The sequence below is a fragment of the Metabacillus halosaccharovorans genome, assembly GCF_002019635.1.
Taxonomy (GTDB): Bacteria; Bacillota; Bacilli; order Bacillales; family Bacillaceae; genus Metabacillus; species Metabacillus halosaccharovorans.
In genome coordinates this window covers 108,675-126,206 of the sequence record NZ_KV917371.1, presented here as the reverse complement: position 1 = coordinate 126,206, position 17,532 = coordinate 108,675, and the positions used below count along the sequence as shown (strand labels likewise).

Below are 17,532 nucleotides of genomic sequence, written 5' to 3'. Positions count from 1 at the left end.
CACGTAAAGAAAGGGGAGTGTGACATGACAACTACATATAAATCAAGAAAAGAAGTGCCAGATCATGAAAAATGGGATTTGTCAGACCTTTATTCAAACATACAAGATTGGGATAGAGATCTAGAAACAGTGGCCATAAAAGCTGAAGAATTAAAAAACTTCGATGGCAACATTCATGATGGCGCTTCTTTATATTCCTTTTTAAAACAAAAGGAAGAATTATCTTTTACGTTTAATAAATTGTATGCTTATGCAATGTTAAAAGTAGATGAAGATACAAGACAGACAAGTTCACAATCATTATTAGATCAAGCAAAACAACTAAGTGTTAAGGTTGGGGCTGCTACCTCGTTTTTTATGCCGTTTCTTTTAAGTTTGAAAGAAGGCACGTTAAAAGAGTACATCACATCAGAGGAGAAACTTCATTACTTTGAAGAAGATTTATGGGAAGCTTTTCGCTATAAAAAACATGTATTAAGTAAAGAGCAAGAAGAAATTGTCTCTAAACTGGGGGAGGCACTTTCTGCTCCAAGTAACACATTTGGTATGTTGAATAATGCAGATATTAAGTTTGGTGACATTTCAAATGATGACGGAGAGTCAGTTGAACTAACAAGAGGCATGTATGCAAAATTAATTGAAGATGAAGACCGAAACAAACGAAAAGAAGCATATAAAGCATATTACCAACCATATGTTCAGTTGAAAAACTCTATCGCTTCTACACTTTCAGCTGCGATCAAGAACAATGTGACAATGTCAAAGCTGCGTCATTATCCTTCGGCGTTGGAAAAAGCGCTATTTGGAGATAATGTGCCGAAAGAAGTCTATGTCAACTTGATAAAGTCAACGAAGGCAAACCTATCATCCCTGCATCAATATTCAAAAGTACGTAAACAAATATTGAAGCTGGACGAATTAAGGCAATATGATATGAGTGTTCCACTGGTAAGTGGTGTTAAGCAAATCATTACATATGATGAAGCTTATGAGACCATGTGTAAGGCACTATCGCCTCTAGGAGAAGATTATCTCAACACCTTAAAGGAATTTAAGCAATTACGTTATCTTGATGTAAGAGAAACACCTGGTAAACGTTCAGGCGCATATAATTTAGGTGTTTACGGAGTTCATCCTTTCATTCTTTTGAATCATCAGGATGATCTTGACAGCTTGTTTACATTGGCACATGAATGCGGACATGGTGTACATAGTAAATTAAGCTCTTTGCATCAGCCGCAAATTACAGCAAGATATAGTATTTTTGTCGCTGAAGTAGCATCAACAGTAAATGAAGTATTGCTGATTAATTACTTATTAAACACCGAAACAGATGTAGAAATTCGCAAACATTTAGTCAATCATTTTATTGATCAATTTAAAGGGACATTTTTTACACAAGTTATGTTTGCAGAGTTTGAAATGAAAACACATGAATTAGCTGAACAAGGCCGTCCGTTAAATGTTGATGTCTTCAATGAAACATATGAATCATTGTTTAGAGAGTATTATGGTGATGAAGTTGTATTTGATAAAGAGGTAAAATACGGCTGGTCAAGAATTCCTCATTTTTATCGTCCGTTTTATGTGTATAAGTATGCAACAGGTTTTGCATCAGCCATTCATATTGCCACAAAAATACTTGAAGGTGATCAAGAAACACTAACATCCTATTTAGAGTTCCTGAAAAGCGGAAGTTCTGATTATCCTCTAGAGTTACTAAAGAAAACGGGTGTAGACTTAAGATCATCAGAGCCTATTGAAAATTCACTTAGAAAGTTTACAGAATTAGTGGATGAGCTTTCACAATTATTAAATTAAACAAAAAGCAGAGGCGATGTTTAGATTCGTCTCTGCTTTTTGTTTAAATTCTTTTAACCATAATCGCCTCACGCATTTTCTTTAACGCTTCTTTTCCTTCCGTGCCGCGCTTCATCAAGATATTTACATATAACACATCAATGATTGTTAACTGTGCAATTCGTGATGATAATGCCTCAGAACGATACTCTGTTTCATCTGACACGGTATAAAGGGGGATATCAACTGCTGCGCTTAATGGTGATTTTGCATAGTTTGTAATAGCAATCATTTTCGCTCCTGTTGATTTGACGATATTCAAAATATGAAGAATATCTTTAGATGATCCAGAATGGGAGATAAATACCGCGCAATCTTTTTCTGTCATTTGCGATGCTGCCATAAGCTGGAAATGTGTATCAATAACAGTGTGTACTTTTAATCCAGTTCGAACTAACTTATGATAGGCATCAAGTGCAATAATACTTGAACCACCGCTTCCAAAGAATTCAATCGTATTTGCTCCGATCATACTGTCCACAGCCAATTGAATCTGTTCTTCATTTAAGATTGAGAGCGTATCTTCAAGCGTTTTCATATTAGAACGAACGACTTTTGTGGCGATGGTATCAACAGTATCACCTTCAGTGACTTTTTCATGTATATCTTGTAGAGGGGAAACAACCTCTGAAGCGAGAGCAATTTTCATCGCTTGATATCCTTTATAACCTACTCGTTTGCAAAAACGGAAAACAGTTGAATCAGCTACCTCTAAGTCCTCAGCTAATTGATTAATTGAAGAATGTATAATCTTATTGGGATTTTTTAAAATAAAATCGGCAATTTTTCTTTCTGTCACACTAAACTTTGGATAAAGCTTTCGAATGGTGACGAGACATGGTTCTTGAGACTTTTTCATCATGTTTCACTCCTGATAGGGCTTTCTTTTATTATACTAAATTTCATAAAAAGAAAAAATATTTTTCTGATTACGCTTGCAAAAAGAATTTTTTTTCTTATAATGAAGATATCAAGAAAATTAATTCCGTAACAGTTAGGATGATTTAAACATGCAAATAGGAATGATAGGCTTAGGAAAGATGGGATATCAGCTATCTCTTAATTTAGTAGATAAAGAGTACGAAGTTGTAGCTTTTGATGTAAATCATGAATCTATGAAAAAAATTTCTTCCATAGGAGTTCAAACAGCTGACACGATTAAACAACTTGTTAGCAACCTTTCAAAGCCAAGGACAGTTTGGATGATGGTACCTGCAGGTGATGCAACTCAATCTGTTTTTGAACAATTGCTTCCATTTTTAGAAGAGGGAGATCGGATTATAGATGGTGGAAATGCTCATTACAAAGATTCACTTAAACGTAATGAGAAATGTGAAGAAAAAGGGATTTATTTCTTTGATTGTGGTACAAGTGGTGGAGTAGACGGTGCTCGTAATGGTGCTTGTACAATGATCGGTGGAAATGAAGAGGTTTTCAAAGAGATAGAACCGATATTTAAAGATATCACAGTTGAAAACGGTTACCTATATTCTGGAAAAGCCGGAAGCGGACATTTTCTAAAAATGGTTCATAACGGTATTGAGTACGGGATGATGCAAGCGATTGCTGAAGGATTTGATCTTCTGGAGAAAAGTCCGTTTGACTATGATTATGAAAAGGTAGCAAGAGTATGGAACAACGGGTCTGTCATTCGATCTTGGTTAATGGAATTAACTGAAAATGCTTTTTCAAAAGATGAAAAGCTTGAAGGCATTAAAGGGATCATGCATTCATCAGGTGAGGGGAAATGGACTGTTGAAACAGCGTTGGATCTTCAAACAGCTGCACCGGTTATAACTCTTGCGTTAATGATGCGTTATCGTTCTCTTGAGGATGACACATTTACCGGAAAAGTGGTGGCAGCTTTGCGAAATCAATTTGGCGGTCACGCAGTAGAGAAAAAATGATTATTTTCCATAAATAAGAAAGACTATGAAATAAGAAGACAGAGTTTTAAATGACTGCTTTCTTCTTATTTCCAAAATGATTTGTTACATCATAGAGAGGTAGTGAAATAATATGTCAGATCAAATGTTGATTTTAGTGGCATTAGCCGGAATTTTTCTTCTATTATTTTTAGTTATTCGTACAAAATTACATGCATTCGTTTCATTATTATTAGTCAGTTTAATCGTAGGTATTTTAGCTGGAATGCCTTTAAATGATGTTGTTACATCCATGCAAAACGGTATGGGTGGAACGCTTGGATTTGTAGCTGTCGTTGTTGGTTTAGGTGCTATGTTTGGTCAAATGCTTGAAGTGTCAGGCGGTGCGGAACGTTTAGCTCAAACACTTGTGAAAAAATTTGGTGAAGATAAATCACAATGGGCATTAGGGATTACAGGGTTTTTAGTAGCAATTCCGGTTTTCTTTGACGTAGGTTTTATTATTTTAGTTCCAATTGTATACGGTTTAGCAAAGAAAACAGGAAAATCCCTTTTATATTATGGAATTCCATTGCTTGCTGGTTTAGCTGTTACCCACAGTTTTATACCACCAACTCCAGGACCAATTGCGGTAGCTGATTTAATTGGAGCAGATCTTGGTTGGGTTATTTTATTCGGTACAATCGCAGGTATTCCGGCAATGATTATTGCAGGACCACTTTTTGCAAAATATATTTCAAAGAAACTACATGTTGTTGTTCCGGATTATATGAATCTTGAAGAAATAGAGTATGATAAAGAATTACCAAGTTTTAAATTAATTGCTTCATTAATTATGATTCCTTTAGTACTGATTTTACTGAACACGGTTTCAGGTGTATTATTAGAAGAAGGAAATATCATTCGTCAAATTTTAACATTCTTAGGTCACCCATTTGTGGCATTAACAATTGCAACAATCTTAACGTTTGTTTTCTTGGGAACAAAAAGAGGATATTCTCGTCAAGAAGTACAGGATATCGCAACAAAAGCATTAGAACCGGCAGGAATTATTATTTTAGTTACTGGTGCCGGTGGTGTGTTTAAGCAGGTCCTAATTGACTCCGGTGTTGGTGAAGTACTTGGTGAAATGATGGCAGGTTCTCCTTTACCACCAATTTTGTTAGCGTTTTTAATTGCGGCGGCTGTTCGTGTTGCACAAGGTTCAGCAACAGTTTCTATGGTAACAGCTGCAGGGTTAATGGCACCACTTATTGAAATGCTAAATCTAGAAGGTCCTGTTTTAGGTTTACTTGTTATTGCAATCGCTTCAGGAGCAACTGTATTATCACATGTAAACGATTCAGGTTTCTGGTTAGTAGGACGCTATTTTGGATTAAGTGTAAAAGACACATTAAAATCTTGGACTGTGATGGAGACACTCATTGGTTTAGTAGGTGTCGCAGTGGCATTAATTTTAGGAGCCTTTATTGGATAATTAGTTGAGAAGGGGACAACCTGTGACGGTTTTCCCTTTTCTCACATTTAGGAGGAATATTGATGAGCAAGTACATGATGGGTGTAGACATAGGAACAACGAGCACAAAAGCTGTAATTTTTAATAAAGAAGGGAAAGCAATCAGCCGCTATGGTGTGGAGTACCCACTTTATACACCAACTCCTGTAACGGCAGTACAGGATCCGGAGGAAATTTTCCAAGCTGTTTTATCGGTTATGAAGAATAGTTTACTTGAAGCAAACATTACTGGTCGTGATGTTCAATTTGTATCCTTTAGTTCAGCTATGCACAGTTTAATTGTCATGGACGATGAAGGAATGCCGCAAACTCCTTCTATTACATGGGCTGATAACAGAAGTGCCGATTATGCGGAAAAATTAAAAAATGAATATAATGGCCATGATATTTATTTACGTACAGGTACTCCCATTCATCCGATGTCTCCATTGGTTAAGTTATTATGGTTGAAAAATGAACATCCAGAATTACTTCAGCCTAAGAATAAATTTATTTCTATTAAAGAATATGTTTTTTATCGTATATTCGGTGAATATGTGATCGATTATTCAATTGCTTCAGCAACAGGGATGTTCCATTTGGAAAACTTAGATTGGGATGAAGAGGCACTTGAGATTGCTGGTGTGAGTAAAGATCAACTTTCAAAGCCTGTTAGCACAACTGAGAGTCTAAAAGGCATGTCATTAGAATTTGCAAAATTAACCGGGCTCCCTGAAGATATTCCTTTCATCGTTGGGGCTAGTGATGGTGTACTTTCCAACCTTGGGGTGAATGCTATTGAGCCTGGGGTTGTGGCCGTGACGATAGGGACAAGTGGTGCGATTCGGGCTGTCACAGACCGTCCGGTGACAGATCCAAAGGGCCGTATTTTTTGTTATGCTTTAACAGAAAAGCATTGGGTGATCGGTGGACCTGTTAATAATGGTGGAATGATTTTCCGCTGGGTACGTGATGAATTAGCAAATGCCGAAGTGGAAACGGCCAAACGTTTAGGAATTGATCCATATGAGGTGTTAACAAAAATAGCTTCAACCGTTCCACCAGGATCAAATGGGCTATTATTTCATCCATATTTGGCAGGTGAAAGGGCTCCATTATGGAATGCAAATGCAAGAGGCTCCTTCTTCGGCTTAGGAATGCACCATAAAAAAGAACATATGATCCGTGCAGTTCTCGAAGGAGTTATGCTGAATTTATATAGTGTGCTGCTGGCACTTGAAGAACTGATTGGTATGCCAACACGTGTACAAGCTACCGGTGGATTTGCAAGATCAGAGCTCTGGAGACAAATGCTTGCAGATGTATTTGATCAAGAAGTAACCATTCCTGAAAGCTTCGAAAGTTCATGTTTAGGGGCAATTGTTCTGGGGATGTACGGTTTAGGGGAAATCGACTCATTAAGTGAAGTCGAAAAAATGGTCGGCTCTATCCATTCTCATCAACCAAATAAAGAGGCAACAGCTGCCTATCGAGAGCTAATGCCAATATTTATTCGTCTTCCAAGACTATTAGAAAATGAATACAATGCGATTAGTGCATTTCAGCAGAAATTTCTTTAATTAACTTAACGAGCCATAACATGAAAACGTCGAGTCAATGGCTACTCGACGTTTTTTAGTGATCTCTTTAAAAAGATTCGTTCGAATATGATGGTCTTTTTAGGGAACACTTACTTGCTTCTTCATGTAAACCTGGAGCGTAATAGCTTAACTTTTTAATAAAATAGCATGTTTCGGGAAAATGATGTTCAAGGAAACGGAGAGTCGATTTATTAAGCAACGTATTTTCTTTATATTTCATTATCATACTATTAATAAACTTGCTCATTTCAATTGTTGTTTTTCCTACATCATTGGCAAATTCTTTTTGTCTCGCAAAATTAGGTTTTTTAAATCTTAAATAACCTTTTAAATGACGATTTTGAATAATAAATGCCTGATAAAGGCTTTTATAGACTTCAGCTTGCCTAGTTACCATCAATTCTATTGGATCAAGTATGTTTTCGAAAAGAACGACATGTCCTAATTGATCCTCAAGCCATAAGTCCATTAAATCTACTAAGGGGAGAGGTACAGGGTTTTTCCCTTGTGCTAGAAACGTTAAGATTCGCAGGTACTCCTGATTTTCACCAAGTGTACCATTTAAATATGTAGGAGATAGATTTAAATTCACTTTATTATCAATACGAAGTGATTGCAGGTTCCCTTCAAATTCATAATAGCCTTTTGAAACAGGCCAAGCTTTTTTAGCAAAGTGAATCATCGCTTCATCATGATATTGAGCTGTTCTTGGAATCGAATGTAACAAGGATAGGAGTTCACCAAATAAATGGATATATTGCTGTGCTGTATTTACATATTCAGCCTCACTTACAGAAAGATGATCCCTCACAAAATAAGCATGATCTTGCAAAACCTCCAACCAAAATAAATGTTCATCCCAAACGGGTATCATATTGGATGTCATCTTACCCCACCTTTATTATTTAGCCTTTTTTATGAATCGTTACATGTAAAAATCAAATATTGTGTTTGCGGTTATTGTTTTTATATTTATGATGAATGAGGAACAGAAATGAATACTTGATATAATTGGTTAATTTATACTGAAGATCCACATAATATGATCCAAAATTGGAAAGATAAATGTAAGAGAAAAATAAAAAGGATGTCTTGAAAAATGAGGAATGTAAAACTCTTTATGATGTTAATAACTATCCTGCCCTGGGTATCTGTTCCGCTCTTATCTGCAAAAGTATTTAAAAGATTTCTTCCTGCTGTACTTTTTATAAGTTTTTATGTTATGGCAGAAGGCTATTTAGCTGAAAAGAAAAGGTGGTGGTGGTTTCCACTCTCCGTAAAACCGAACGTAATTGGTGAGCTTCCATTAATTTTTGGACCATTTTTCGTTGGATCAATTTGGATCCTTAAATATACCTTTGGAAAGTTTAAGCTATACATGTTGATTAACATTGTAGTTGACGCTTTTTTTACATATTTTACAATAGATTGGTTCAAGAAAATTGGGTATGTGACTCTTGTTCGATTAACAAAGTTTCAGCTTTCCCTATTATTTTTAGTTAAATCAATCGCATTGTACGGTTTTCAAGTTGTATATGAAAAGTATATTTATCGAGATCCTACAAAAGAATGAAAGACTCCTCTAAATGGATTGTTTAAACAGCAGGAAGACAGCACTCTCACGGTGAATTTATAAGTGAGAAACCATTAGGAGGAGTTTAACTATGCCACATTTGTCACTAACAACCTGGAGTCTTCATCGCGAACTGGGACCGTTAAGATGGACGTTTTGGGATGAAAATAAAGGAACTCATAAAACGAAAATCGAACAACAACCGGAAAATACAACATTACTTGAATTACCCTCGATTTTGGCTAATCAACAATTTAAGTCACTAGAAGTATGTCATTTTCATTTTCCAACTTTGGAAAATGACTATTTGTTACAGCTAAAACATTCATTTGAAAAAGCAGAGTTGAATTTTCATTGTTTACTAGTCGATTATGGGGATATTAGTTCTCCTGATGATAATAGACGAAAAGCTGATATCAAATATATAAAAAAGTGGATTGATATTGCCTCAATCGTTGGTGCTAAAAGTATTCGTGCTGTTGCTGGAGAAGCGTCTCCTACAGATATACAAGCATTAAATCGATCGAAGGAAAGCTTAAAAGAATTGGCCGAATACGCTCTACCAAAACAAGTCCGTGTCGTGACCGAAAATTTTAAACCGCTTTCTTCAACAAAGGAAAACTGTATTGAATTACTAACGAATAATGAAATAGGACTCACAGTCGATTTTGGGAATTTTAACAGTGATGTTAAATATGAATCCATTAAGCATTTAATGCCATATGCTGAATCGGTACATGCAAAGGCAAATTGTGACGAAAGCGGCATCATTGATGAAGAAGAGTTTCGCCAATCGTTAGATATTATAGCGGCTCAAGGGTATAATGGTCCGATTACATTAGTTTATGATGGTCCTGGAAGCCTTTGGGACGGTATTCAACAAGTGAAAAAGGTTGCTGGAGATTATTGTGAATAAAGAAATGGTTTAATACAAAGAAAAGCGGCGACTGCCTATACCCTTTTCTCAGATTTGAATAAAATATAACGATTTAAAGAGAATGGGGGAGAGGGATTTGTCAAAGCCTAAAAAAGAACAAGTCATTAAAGTAGACAATTTAGTTATTCATGCAAAAGAAGTAAATATTATTACAGAAAAAAAGCATGATCACGATGAGGACCATCATCATCATGAAAGAAGAAGAGATCCATGGGGATTGCTTTGGGGAAGAAGACCAAATGAAGATCGTGAAGACGATAGAGACGACAAATAATCGAGAAAATTAGACGGGGAAACTCGTCTTTTTTTAATTCCATTTTAAAAAATGTAAAAAATATAATTGAATTTTTATTCAACTTACTGTATAAATATATGTATAGATACATAGAAATACATGATTTATATAGAAGGTGAAAAGAATGAACTATACGTATTCAAATGTACTTCCTTCTTTTGAACAATTTGTTCAGCTACATGAAGCGAGTGGATTAATAAAAAATAAAAAAGGAACCTATACACGTGAACAATTGTACCAAGCTGCAGAGAATAGCTGGTTTCATATATCGATTTATGATCAAGACCAATTAATTGCGTTTGGAAGAATGATTTCAGACGGTGTGTATCAGGCACTCATCTGTGATGTAATGGTAGATCCAACCTATCAAAATCAAGGACTTGGCAAACAAATTATTGAACAGCTTCTAAAAACATGCAAAGAGTCAGGTATCCAATCGATTCAACTTTTCTCGGCAAAGGGCAAACAACATTTTTATAAAAAATTAGGTTTTGAGGAAAGAGAACAAGATGCACCGGGAATGTCTCTAATTTTATAGCAAGCTCAGTGATGACAAAAACACTGAGCTTTTATTTTTATTAGAATTAGTACCAAGTACTAATAACTAGTGATAAAATAAAAGAAAATAGTTTTTTGTAAATAAGGGAGAAAAAGAATGGAAATATCATTGATTAGACATGGTAGGTCATTATTGAATGACAACCAACGGAAAAATTGTGAAGAATTTAAGGAATGGGTTAATGATTATAATTCAAATGGGGTTATTGAGGAAAACGATTTTCCTCAGACTACGCAACAGAAGGTAGCTCATGCTAAAGTTTTTATTACAAGTGATTTAAAAAGATCGATAGACTCAGCTCGATTGCTGCGAAATAATTTATATATGATAACAGATCCATTATTTCGGGAAGTAGAAATGCCAATACCTTCTACAAGATTACTGAATATAAAAGTGTCCACGCAGATGTGGTTTACCTTATTTAGATGTTTGTGGTTTAGTGGTTATTCGAGCAACTGTGAATCATATAAGCATGCAAAGCTCAGATCAAAACGGGCGGCGAATCAACTTATTGAATATGCAGAAAGATATCACTCAGTTGTTGTCGTTGGTCACGGATTTTTTAATATGTTAATTGCAAAAGAGCTTCTTGCAAGAGGGTGGGAAGGTAAGAAAATAAAAAACTCGAAGCATTGGAGTGTTTCTAGTTATACATTACAATGAACGAAACTTGTATTCAATAACACTTTCTTTTTATAGTACAAACATTGTTTTAAAGAGCGGTGTTGATCATGTGCACCGCCCGTTTTCATATGGAGATTTAGTATACCCATTTTCTTATAGATCAAAGATAATACCCATAAGAGAATAGATAATAACGGTTGAAAAGAGTATGGTCATGTGTATTAGAGAATAAATGAACAGTGATTTTGCCCATTTCTCTGAATCCATTCTTTTATAACCGTAAATACTTATTCCAAGCCAAATTACACTTAAAAGAAGGGCAACTAACATAAGTCCAATGCTTAAAGAGCTAAAAAGAAAACTACTTCCAATTAAAATGATTAAGTATATATTCGTTTGGATATATGTCCTCTTAACCCCTTTGACAACTGGCAGCATAGGTACATTAGCAGCCTTATATTCATCGTGTTTTCTTATGGCAATTGCATAGAAATGTGGCATTTGCCAAATAATGGAGATAACGAATAGTCCTAGTATAGCTGGGTGTGTGATATCAGGATGAATAGCTGCCCACCCTATGAGAGGAGGCATTGCACCTGAAATACTTCCAATTTCGGTATTGTAAACGGTTTTCCTTTTACTCCACATTGTATAGGGGATAACATAAAAAAACAAACCTAGAAATCCCAGGAATGCAGCTAACATAGTTGTTAATGAAAGTGCCAGTATTCCAAAAATAGACATGAATATTGCAAGCCATAAAACCACTTTAGGGTTAATTTCCCCAGTAACAGTTGGACGGTTTTTGGTTCTTTGCATGATTGCATCAATGTCCCGATCATAGAGGTTATTAAAAGCGCCAGCAGCCCCGATGACTAAAATAGAACCAATCAATGCAAAAATTATATCTGGTAATTTTTCTAAAAGCCCGTATTGATAGGTATATAGTGATAATGTTAATCCGGCAAACATTGGAATCAAGTTAGATTTTATAATTCCTGTTTTAATCGTCAATGCCAAGATTTTTGACAAAGGCTGTCTTTGTCGTATATCTCCTTGGTCCATTTTTTCTTCCCCTTCTATCTACATCATTTTTCTTTTCTATCTCGATCGTTCTATTATCTATGAAATATGTATATTAAACTAATGAATATACTACTTGGTATATTAATTCTAAGAGGTATGATTGTCAAGAAAACGAACAGGGGTATAAAGTGAAACAATGGCAAATGAATGAACTATGAGTGTGTCCTTTTTTATTATTATACCTTTTATAGTCCATTTTCTCCTTTACTAGTAGTCATGTCCACAACAATGGACATTCAGTACATACTATACAACAAGGTCTCAGGTGAAAAGGAGTTAAAACGATGCCATGTTTTATTAAAAAAGTAACCATAGAAAGTGTTAATGGTGGTGTGGTGAATTTTGGAGATTCGCATTGTATTTCTCCCAAAAATGTTGAATCGTCAACTTCGGGTTCGGGTGGAGGAGGAATAGGAGATTTCCAGCTAGTAATTAATGGGAAAAGTATGACGAATTGCTCTGATCCAAATAATAAATAAACAAATGGAAGGCACAGTTTTACGTGCCTTCTACTTTATTCTTGATCTCTAATTTTAGATCGATCTGGAGTGATTTCTTCTGATATTTCAGTATTATATCGCAAGTGACCAAGTCTTTCGAATTCATCTTTTTGATGGAGGGTATGATTAATCATATATCGATGGAAAAACATTTCAAATAAAGCTACACCCAGAGCGGTTAAGAGTGAAGCTAGAAATACATTTGTTGCTGAAGTGGTAATGTTTGCTAAGTAAAACCACGTAATAAGCATTGTAATGGCGAAATCGGAAATAGTTGCTGTCATGTTTGTTGTTCTTGGCAATAGCATAAGATCCCCAAGTAGATAAGATACAACTCCGATGATTAACGTTAAGATAAATACATCTCCAACTGAATATCGAAACAGTAAACCTAAAATAATCATTAGCAACAAGAAAGTAGCGCCTGCTTTTATCAAAAAAGCTTGAATATGGTTCACCTACTATTCCTCCTCACTTTTACATCCTTACTATTTACTCTAAAAATAAGGCTTATGTAAGAAAATATATCCAATTGGATAAAAGCTCTTGTACTAATCAATACTAGTTTAGAAAAGGGTGAGATTTTTGGAGGTGAGGAAGATGAAACAGCTCACAATGAAAGAACTTTCCTTTATAGAAGACGAAATAAGGGCGGAAGAAATCTTAGGAAAGACAATGAACTGGTGTGCATCATTATGTGATGATCAAACATTAAAAAATGAGTTAGAACAATTAGCGGAGCAACATCAATTAAATGTTGCCGCTCTATCACAATACTTTAACCAATCAAAAATGATTCAATAAGATAAAAGGGGACAAGTTTATGCCGAACAATATGGAAGGACGCGGTTTAACAGATCGGGAGATGACACAGCTTTGTTTGGAGCTGGAAAAGGGAAGATGTCAGAGCATTAGTAGTACGATGTTAGAGGCGTCACATAAAGATCTTCGGGACATCTATCAACAATGTCTTGAAAAAGCAACAAATAATCATTATCGGCTTTTTAAACTAATGGAACAAAAGGGCTGGTACAAAACTGAACTTGCTTCATCCGATCAAATGGAGAAGGTGAAGGAATATATGCAAAACAATTTACATCCAGATCAGCAATTTTGACAAAAAGGCTTTTCTCAAAATAGAAATTCGCTCAATTACTTTTCATACATGGTTTTATCAACGTTGGACATAATGAAATAAGATTCTCACAATTCTAGATAAAAGGGAAGTGCGATCATGAAAAAAACGAATAATAGTCATTCATCTCTACTTGCAGGTAAAACGTATGAAGTGGAAGATTACAAAGCAAATAACACATTATCATCAGGTTTAGCAACCACACATGAGCAAGCGTCAGATGCTTACATGGAAGGTGAAGTCAATGCAGTTATTGAAAATGTTGAGGGTGAAGATATTCAAGTAAAGCGTGAGGGCTATAAAAATCAATAAGATACCGGAAAGGTTCAGAATAAGTATTGTTCTGAGCCTTATTTTTTGTCCTGGAACTCTAAATGGTGACAATTGGTCACTATATCCTTTGGCAGGTTCCTCATACTAGTAAAGTAAGAAAGTTAATTTTCGAGGGGGAAATTAGATGTTCTATCATGTTAAAGAATTACAATATACGGCAAAACCAAGCCAACCAGATCCTGTATATGCCAAGAAATTGCAAGAGGTCCTTGGTGGTCAATTTGGGGAGATATCGGTTATGATGCAGTATCTTTTTCAAGGATGGAACTGTCGTGCAGAAGGAAAATATCGAGATATGCTTCTAGACATTGGAACAGAAGAAATTGGTCATGTTGAAATGCTTGCAACAATGATTGCTCAATTATTAGATGGTGCACCTGTTCAAGATCAGGAGGATGCAGCAAAAGATCCTGTTATTGAAGCAGTTTTAGGTGGGATGAATCCCCAACATGCTATTGTAAATGGTCTTGGGGCTCAGCCAAACGATAGTGCAGGTTATCCATGGAATGCCCGATATACGATTGCAAGCGGAAACTTATTAGCTGACTTTCGGGCAAATTTAAATGCAGAATCTCAAGGAAGGTTACAAGTATGTCGTTTGTACGAAATGACAACAGACCCTGGTGTAAGAGATATGCTGTCTTTCTTGATTGCCCGTGATACAATGCATCAAAATCAATGGATGGCTGCAATTGAAGAAATTGAGCAAACACAAGGTTCCATTGTTCCGAGTAATTTTAATCAAGAGTATGAAAAACAAGATGTGTCCTATTCGTTTATGAACTTTTCTGAAGGTGAAGATAGCAGCAACGGTAGCTGGGCAAATGGGCCAACTTTGGATGGACAAGCAAATTTCCAATATGTTCAACATCCTCAACCAATGGGGCAGAAACCATCTCTTCAGCCGGGTCCTGCTTCTTTACACGGAACGAATCCTGAAGAGTTGAGAGTTAAACAAGGGTTAGGGAAAATGGAACCGCTGCAATAACTCACATACAGTAACAAGGTAAATATGGACAGCCTAAACGGGCTGTTCACTTATTTAAGAAAGGAGAATAGAAGATGAGAAAAGATCAATACGATGATATGTTACATTTAAACGGAAATAAAAAAGAAGAGCATCTGGAAATAAGTTCTACTGGCTATGGATTGGAATCTGTCACATCAACAACTTCAACACAGGACGATACAAGACAAACTAATCAGAAATAGAAAAAGAAGTGTTGCTCCACCATATTATTAAAAGAAGGGGAGCAAGTAATGTTTATGTAAAATAGTTACACCTGATAGAGGATTATCGAAAGGCTTTCATATCCTCCAGTAATGCTGTAGAGTTAACGTCTTCTTCAACTACGAGTTTTAACTCTGTCTTAAAAGGTAGGGTATACAATGAAAGGATAGAAGTTGCGTCATACTTTCGATCTTCACTATGAATCCATATATCGAAAGGATATTTTGACGCAATTTTGTTTAACTTTGGTACTTGATCTTTATCGGATAATTTAAAATGAATGACCATAAATCAACCTCCCTCTTTTAGAATTATAGTTTAATAATTCTAAATTGCAAGATAAATAACGTGATATTTTTGAACAGACCTTTGAACGATCAAAAAGTAACATTATGGTTCGATTGTCATATTTTCAATGAAAACCAGTTCTTTTAGGGTAGATATTTCATTGAAATTCAAATGAAAGTTGACTATAATCGACAGTAAGAGACAAATTTCTGCATCCGCCTTTTATAGATATAAAGGTCAAAAATGCAACACAATGCTGTGAACGCATTTTACGTCACTTAATAAAGAAATATAAAAGAGACAGGGGAAAGAAAATGCGTTTAGTAAAATTAGATCATTGTCAATCAGGTATCAAATTAGGTAGATCCATATATAGTGAAAAGGGTAAAATTCTTTTAACTAAGGGGACGGAGCTTACTGATAGTTTTATCAAAAGATTGAAAAACTTAAATATCTATACAGTTTACATAGAAGATAAAGCCTCTGAAGGGATTGACATTGTTGAGTCGATTCCGATAGAACTATTAAACGAAGCAACTAATGTCATTAAAGAAGGAATAGAAACAATCGCCGAATTGAACGGAACTAAGCCTACATTTAAGGCCATGATTGAAACAGAAAAAACAGTTCGGACCTTTCAAAAAATCTTTAGAGATATCATGATATGTTTAACCGAGAATCCAAGTGTTCTAAATCTACTTGCAACAACAAAGATTCATGAAAGTCATGTTTACACGCATAGTTTAAATGTTACAATCTATTCCTGTCAGCTTGCGATTAAAAATGGTATGTCTACAAAAGAAATAGAGGAAATTGGTTTAGGTGCTCTATTACATGATTTGGGGAAAATATTTGTGGCACCTGAAATTTTAAATAAACCGGGAAGACTCAATGGAGAAGAGTACCAACAAATGAAGGCACATTCTCAGTTAGGGTTTGATATTCTTCGAAAGGTACATGAAATACCCTTGGTTGTAGCACATTGTGCCCTGCAGCATCATGAAAGAATCGATGGAAGAGGATATCCCAGGGGAATAAAAGGTGACAAAATTCATCCGTATGCAAAAATCTTGAGTGTAGCCGATGTTTTTGATGCCGTTACCAGTCATAGAGTCTATCGGCCGGCAATGCTGCCACATCAAGGAATGGAACTACTATTTTCAGGAAGTGGAACCCAATTCGATACAAAGCAGTTAAAGCTGTTTAAAAATTGTATAGCAATCTATCCACAAGGATTAACTGTTAAATTAAATGATGGCAGGCTCGGAATAGTAACGAAATATCATTTCCATTCGGTAGGACGTCCGACGATTCGAATTATTAAAGGTGAGGCCGGCCAAAGCATAACGCCATATGAAGTCGATTTATCAGAACGGGGAAATTTAACATTAGAAATTGTTGAGGCAGATGCATTATTGTAATGAAATGACTTATCAGGCTACTGAAAAAGTATCTTATAAGTCATTTTTTTATTTTCCAAAATTTTCAATTTGAGGATAAAGATTTTCATTAAGGTGAAGAATACAGGGAGAGATTATTAACTAGAACGGAGACATAATATGGTTCAATTCTTTGTTAGTAACGTTGATTTCATGATTCTTTCCTTAAGACTTGGTAATTGCATACAGGAAGGAGTAATCAGTTGATTATATTACTTCTTTCAGTCATTATTTTTAATTATTTAGCTTTTAAAACGAATGAGAGGCTGACAAAAAACCATATTGTCCATATTTGGGTCTTTACTATAGCATTTCAGTTAGTTTTCGATATATTTGTGGACTTAAAATACCATGGCTATTGGTATATAACAAAAGGAATAGATTGGCTGGCATTTCCAGCATATACAGTATTAATTCCACCTGTTAATATTATGTTTCTTAACTGGTTTCCTTTTAAAAAAGGTTTCTTTAAAATTGCACGTTATATTTTCATTTGGGAAATATTTTTACTATTTTACGAATGGTTAGCTAATTCGCCTTCACCGTGGGGGTATTTTCGATATGGATGGTGGAATCTAGGCATTTCAGCCTTCATTAATCCAATTCTACTGCTTATTTTGGTTGGGTATTATAAATGGATTTTAAAAATAGAAAAAGAATGACTTATAGTTTTTAGTCATTCTTTTTATT

Annotated in this window: 22 protein-coding genes; 17 read left to right on the top strand and 5 right to left on the bottom strand. The window is 35.3% G+C overall.

Annotation, left to right across the window (positions count from 1 at the left end):
* The first annotated feature begins 24 nt into the window (after positions 1-24).
* Complete coding sequence (pepF, locus tag BK577_RS00615; RefSeq protein WP_078431144.1) at positions 25-1,821, top strand: oligoendopeptidase F; 1,797 nt, start codon at positions 25-27, stop codon at positions 1,819-1,821.
* Between the two features lie 43 nt (positions 1,822-1,864).
* On the opposite strand, the gene BK577_RS00610 is transcribed toward pepF, so the two are convergent.
* Positions 1,865-2,719 carry a MurR/RpiR family transcriptional regulator gene (locus BK577_RS00610; RefSeq protein ID WP_078431143.1) on the bottom strand — a complete coding sequence of 285 codons (855 nt, stop codon included), beginning with the start codon at positions 2,717-2,719 and terminating at the stop codon, positions 1,865-1,867.
* A gap of 151 nt (positions 2,720-2,870) precedes the next feature.
* Here BK577_RS00610 and gnd point away from each other — a divergent pair, with 151 nt between their 5' ends.
* The 3 genes from gnd to gntK all read left to right on the top strand — a co-directional run bounded on the left by gnd (position 2,871) and on the right by gntK (position 6,821).
* Positions 2,871-3,767 (top strand): phosphogluconate dehydrogenase (NAD(+)-dependent, decarboxylating), encoded by an 897-nt coding sequence (gnd, locus tag BK577_RS00605; RefSeq protein WP_078431142.1) that lies wholly within the window; start codon positions 2,871-2,873, stop codon positions 3,765-3,767.
* Positions 3,768-3,879: 112 nt separating this feature from the next.
* Positions 3,880-5,223, top strand: a complete 1,344-nt coding sequence (locus BK577_RS00600) for a GntP family permease (RefSeq protein WP_078431141.1) — start codon at positions 3,880-3,882, stop codon at positions 5,221-5,223.
* 56 nt (positions 5,224-5,279) lie between these two features.
* A complete protein-coding gene (gntK, locus tag BK577_RS00595; protein ID WP_180321209.1) occupies positions 5,280-6,821 on the top strand; it encodes a gluconokinase in 1,542 nt (513 codons plus the stop codon).
* A gap of 67 nt (positions 6,822-6,888) precedes the next feature.
* Here the strand turns inward: gntK and BK577_RS00590 are convergent, their stop codons facing one another.
* On the bottom strand, positions 6,889-7,728 hold the full coding sequence (locus BK577_RS00590) for a DUF2935 domain-containing protein (RefSeq protein WP_245823402.1): 840 nt from the start codon (positions 7,726-7,728) through the stop codon (positions 6,889-6,891).
* A 213-nt stretch (positions 7,729-7,941) separates the two neighbouring features.
* Between BK577_RS00590 and BK577_RS00585 the strand changes: the two genes are divergently transcribed.
* The 5 genes from BK577_RS00585 (at position 7,942) to BK577_RS00565 (ending at position 10,869) form a co-directional block, all read left to right on the top strand.
* Positions 7,942-8,415, top strand: coding sequence for a hypothetical protein (locus BK577_RS00585; RefSeq protein WP_078431139.1), 474 nt, complete (start codon positions 7,942-7,944; stop codon positions 8,413-8,415).
* A gap of 91 nt (positions 8,416-8,506) precedes the next feature.
* Entirely contained in the window at positions 8,507-9,331 is an 825-nt protein-coding gene (locus tag BK577_RS00580; protein ID WP_078431138.1) for a sugar phosphate isomerase/epimerase family protein, read from the top strand.
* A gap of 97 nt (positions 9,332-9,428) precedes the next feature.
* The gene (locus tag BK577_RS00575) at positions 9,429-9,626 is read left to right on the top strand and encodes a hypothetical protein (protein WP_078431137.1); all 198 of its coding nucleotides are present in this window, start codon (positions 9,429-9,431) and stop codon (positions 9,624-9,626) included.
* A gap of 145 nt (positions 9,627-9,771) precedes the next feature.
* Positions 9,772-10,185, top strand: a complete 414-nt coding sequence (locus BK577_RS00570; protein ID WP_078431136.1) for a GNAT family N-acetyltransferase — start codon at positions 9,772-9,774, stop codon at positions 10,183-10,185.
* Between the two features lie 117 nt (positions 10,186-10,302).
* On the top strand, positions 10,303-10,869 hold the full coding sequence (locus BK577_RS00565) for a histidine phosphatase family protein (protein ID WP_078431135.1): 567 nt from the start codon (positions 10,303-10,305) through the stop codon (positions 10,867-10,869).
* Positions 10,870-10,983: 114 nt separating this feature from the next.
* On the opposite strand, the gene cyoE is transcribed toward BK577_RS00565, so the two are convergent.
* Entirely contained in the window at positions 10,984-11,895 is a 912-nt protein-coding gene (gene cyoE / locus BK577_RS00560; RefSeq protein ID WP_078431134.1) for a heme o synthase, read from the bottom strand.
* Positions 11,896-12,200: 305 nt separating this feature from the next.
* On the opposite strand from cyoE, the gene BK577_RS00555 reads away from it, so the two are divergent.
* Positions 12,201-12,395: a spore germination protein gene (locus BK577_RS00555; RefSeq protein WP_078431133.1), complete on the top strand. Its 195-nt coding sequence runs from the start codon at positions 12,201-12,203 to the stop codon at positions 12,393-12,395.
* A 35-nt stretch (positions 12,396-12,430) separates the two neighbouring features.
* Here the strand turns inward: BK577_RS00555 and BK577_RS00550 are convergent, their stop codons facing one another.
* Entirely contained in the window at positions 12,431-12,874 is a 444-nt protein-coding gene (locus tag BK577_RS00550) for a YndM family protein (protein ID WP_078431132.1), read from the bottom strand.
* A gap of 142 nt (positions 12,875-13,016) precedes the next feature.
* Between BK577_RS00550 and BK577_RS00545 the strand changes: the two genes are divergently transcribed.
* The 5 genes from BK577_RS00545 to BK577_RS25830 all read left to right on the top strand — a co-directional run bounded on the left by BK577_RS00545 (position 13,017) and on the right by BK577_RS25830 (position 15,096).
* A complete protein-coding gene (locus tag BK577_RS00545; protein ID WP_078431131.1) occupies positions 13,017-13,220 on the top strand; it encodes a hypothetical protein in 204 nt (67 codons plus the stop codon).
* Between the two features lie 19 nt (positions 13,221-13,239).
* Complete coding sequence (locus BK577_RS00540; RefSeq protein WP_078431130.1) at positions 13,240-13,533, top strand: spore coat protein; 294 nt, start codon at positions 13,240-13,242, stop codon at positions 13,531-13,533.
* Positions 13,534-13,650: 117 nt separating this feature from the next.
* Entirely contained in the window at positions 13,651-13,863 is a 213-nt protein-coding gene (locus tag BK577_RS00535) for a YozQ family protein (protein WP_078431129.1), read from the top strand.
* A 145-nt stretch (positions 13,864-14,008) separates the two neighbouring features.
* A complete protein-coding gene (locus tag BK577_RS00530; RefSeq protein WP_078431128.1) occupies positions 14,009-14,872 on the top strand; it encodes a manganese catalase in 864 nt (287 codons plus the stop codon).
* Between the two features lie 74 nt (positions 14,873-14,946).
* Positions 14,947-15,096: a hypothetical protein gene (locus BK577_RS25830; RefSeq protein WP_169908051.1), complete on the top strand. Its 150-nt coding sequence runs from the start codon at positions 14,947-14,949 to the stop codon at positions 15,094-15,096.
* Between the two features lie 82 nt (positions 15,097-15,178).
* On the opposite strand, the gene BK577_RS00525 is transcribed toward BK577_RS25830, so the two are convergent.
* Positions 15,179-15,403, bottom strand: coding sequence for an HPr family phosphocarrier protein (locus tag BK577_RS00525; protein WP_026560063.1), 225 nt, complete (start codon positions 15,401-15,403; stop codon positions 15,179-15,181).
* Between the two features lie 314 nt (positions 15,404-15,717).
* On the opposite strand from BK577_RS00525, the gene BK577_RS00520 reads away from it, so the two are divergent.
* Together BK577_RS00520 and BK577_RS00515 are read left to right on the top strand one after the other, a co-directional pair.
* A complete protein-coding gene (locus BK577_RS00520) occupies positions 15,718-16,824 on the top strand; it encodes an HD-GYP domain-containing protein (protein ID WP_078431127.1) in 1,107 nt (368 codons plus the stop codon).
* Positions 16,825-17,045: 221 nt separating this feature from the next.
* Entirely contained in the window at positions 17,046-17,504 is a 459-nt protein-coding gene (locus BK577_RS00515; RefSeq protein ID WP_078431126.1) for a hypothetical protein, read from the top strand.
* Positions 17,505-17,532 lie beyond the last annotated feature (28 nt).

Coding starts and splice junctions, on each gene's coding strand:
- BK577_RS00570 (WP_078431136.1), top strand. CDS start 9,772: ATGAACTATACGTATTCAAATGTACTTCCTTCTTTTGAACAATTTGTT.
- BK577_RS25830 (WP_169908051.1), top strand. CDS start 14,947: ATGAGAAAAGATCAATACGATGATATGTTACATTTAAACGGAAATAAA.
- BK577_RS00600 (WP_078431141.1), top strand. CDS start 3,880: ATGTCAGATCAAATGTTGATTTTAGTGGCATTAGCCGGAATTTTTCTT.
- BK577_RS00525 (WP_026560063.1), bottom strand. CDS start 15,403: ATGGTCATTCATTTTAAATTATCCGATAAAGATCAAGTACCAAAGTTA.
- BK577_RS00535 (WP_078431129.1), top strand. CDS start 13,651: ATGAAAAAAACGAATAATAGTCATTCATCTCTACTTGCAGGTAAAACG.
- BK577_RS00540 (WP_078431130.1), top strand. CDS start 13,240: ATGCCGAACAATATGGAAGGACGCGGTTTAACAGATCGGGAGATGACA.
- BK577_RS00565 (WP_078431135.1), top strand. CDS start 10,303: ATGGAAATATCATTGATTAGACATGGTAGGTCATTATTGAATGACAAC.
- BK577_RS00530 (WP_078431128.1), top strand. CDS start 14,009: ATGTTCTATCATGTTAAAGAATTACAATATACGGCAAAACCAAGCCAA.
- BK577_RS00585 (WP_078431139.1), top strand. CDS start 7,942: ATGAGGAATGTAAAACTCTTTATGATGTTAATAACTATCCTGCCCTGG.
- BK577_RS00580 (WP_078431138.1), top strand. CDS start 8,507: ATGCCACATTTGTCACTAACAACCTGGAGTCTTCATCGCGAACTGGGA.
- BK577_RS00610 (WP_078431143.1), bottom strand. CDS start 2,719: ATGAAAAAGTCTCAAGAACCATGTCTCGTCACCATTCGAAAGCTTTAT.
- cyoE (WP_078431134.1), bottom strand. CDS start 11,895: ATGGACCAAGGAGATATACGACAAAGACAGCCTTTGTCAAAAATCTTG.
- pepF (WP_078431144.1), top strand. CDS start 25: ATGACAACTACATATAAATCAAGAAAAGAAGTGCCAGATCATGAAAAA.
- BK577_RS00590 (WP_245823402.1), bottom strand. CDS start 7,728: ATGACATCCAATATGATACCCGTTTGGGATGAACATTTATTTTGGTTG.
- BK577_RS00520 (WP_078431127.1), top strand. CDS start 15,718: ATGCGTTTAGTAAAATTAGATCATTGTCAATCAGGTATCAAATTAGGT.
- BK577_RS00545 (WP_078431131.1), top strand. CDS start 13,017: ATGAAACAGCTCACAATGAAAGAACTTTCCTTTATAGAAGACGAAATA.
- gnd (WP_078431142.1), top strand. CDS start 2,871: ATGCAAATAGGAATGATAGGCTTAGGAAAGATGGGATATCAGCTATCT.
- BK577_RS00555 (WP_078431133.1), top strand. CDS start 12,201: ATGCCATGTTTTATTAAAAAAGTAACCATAGAAAGTGTTAATGGTGGT.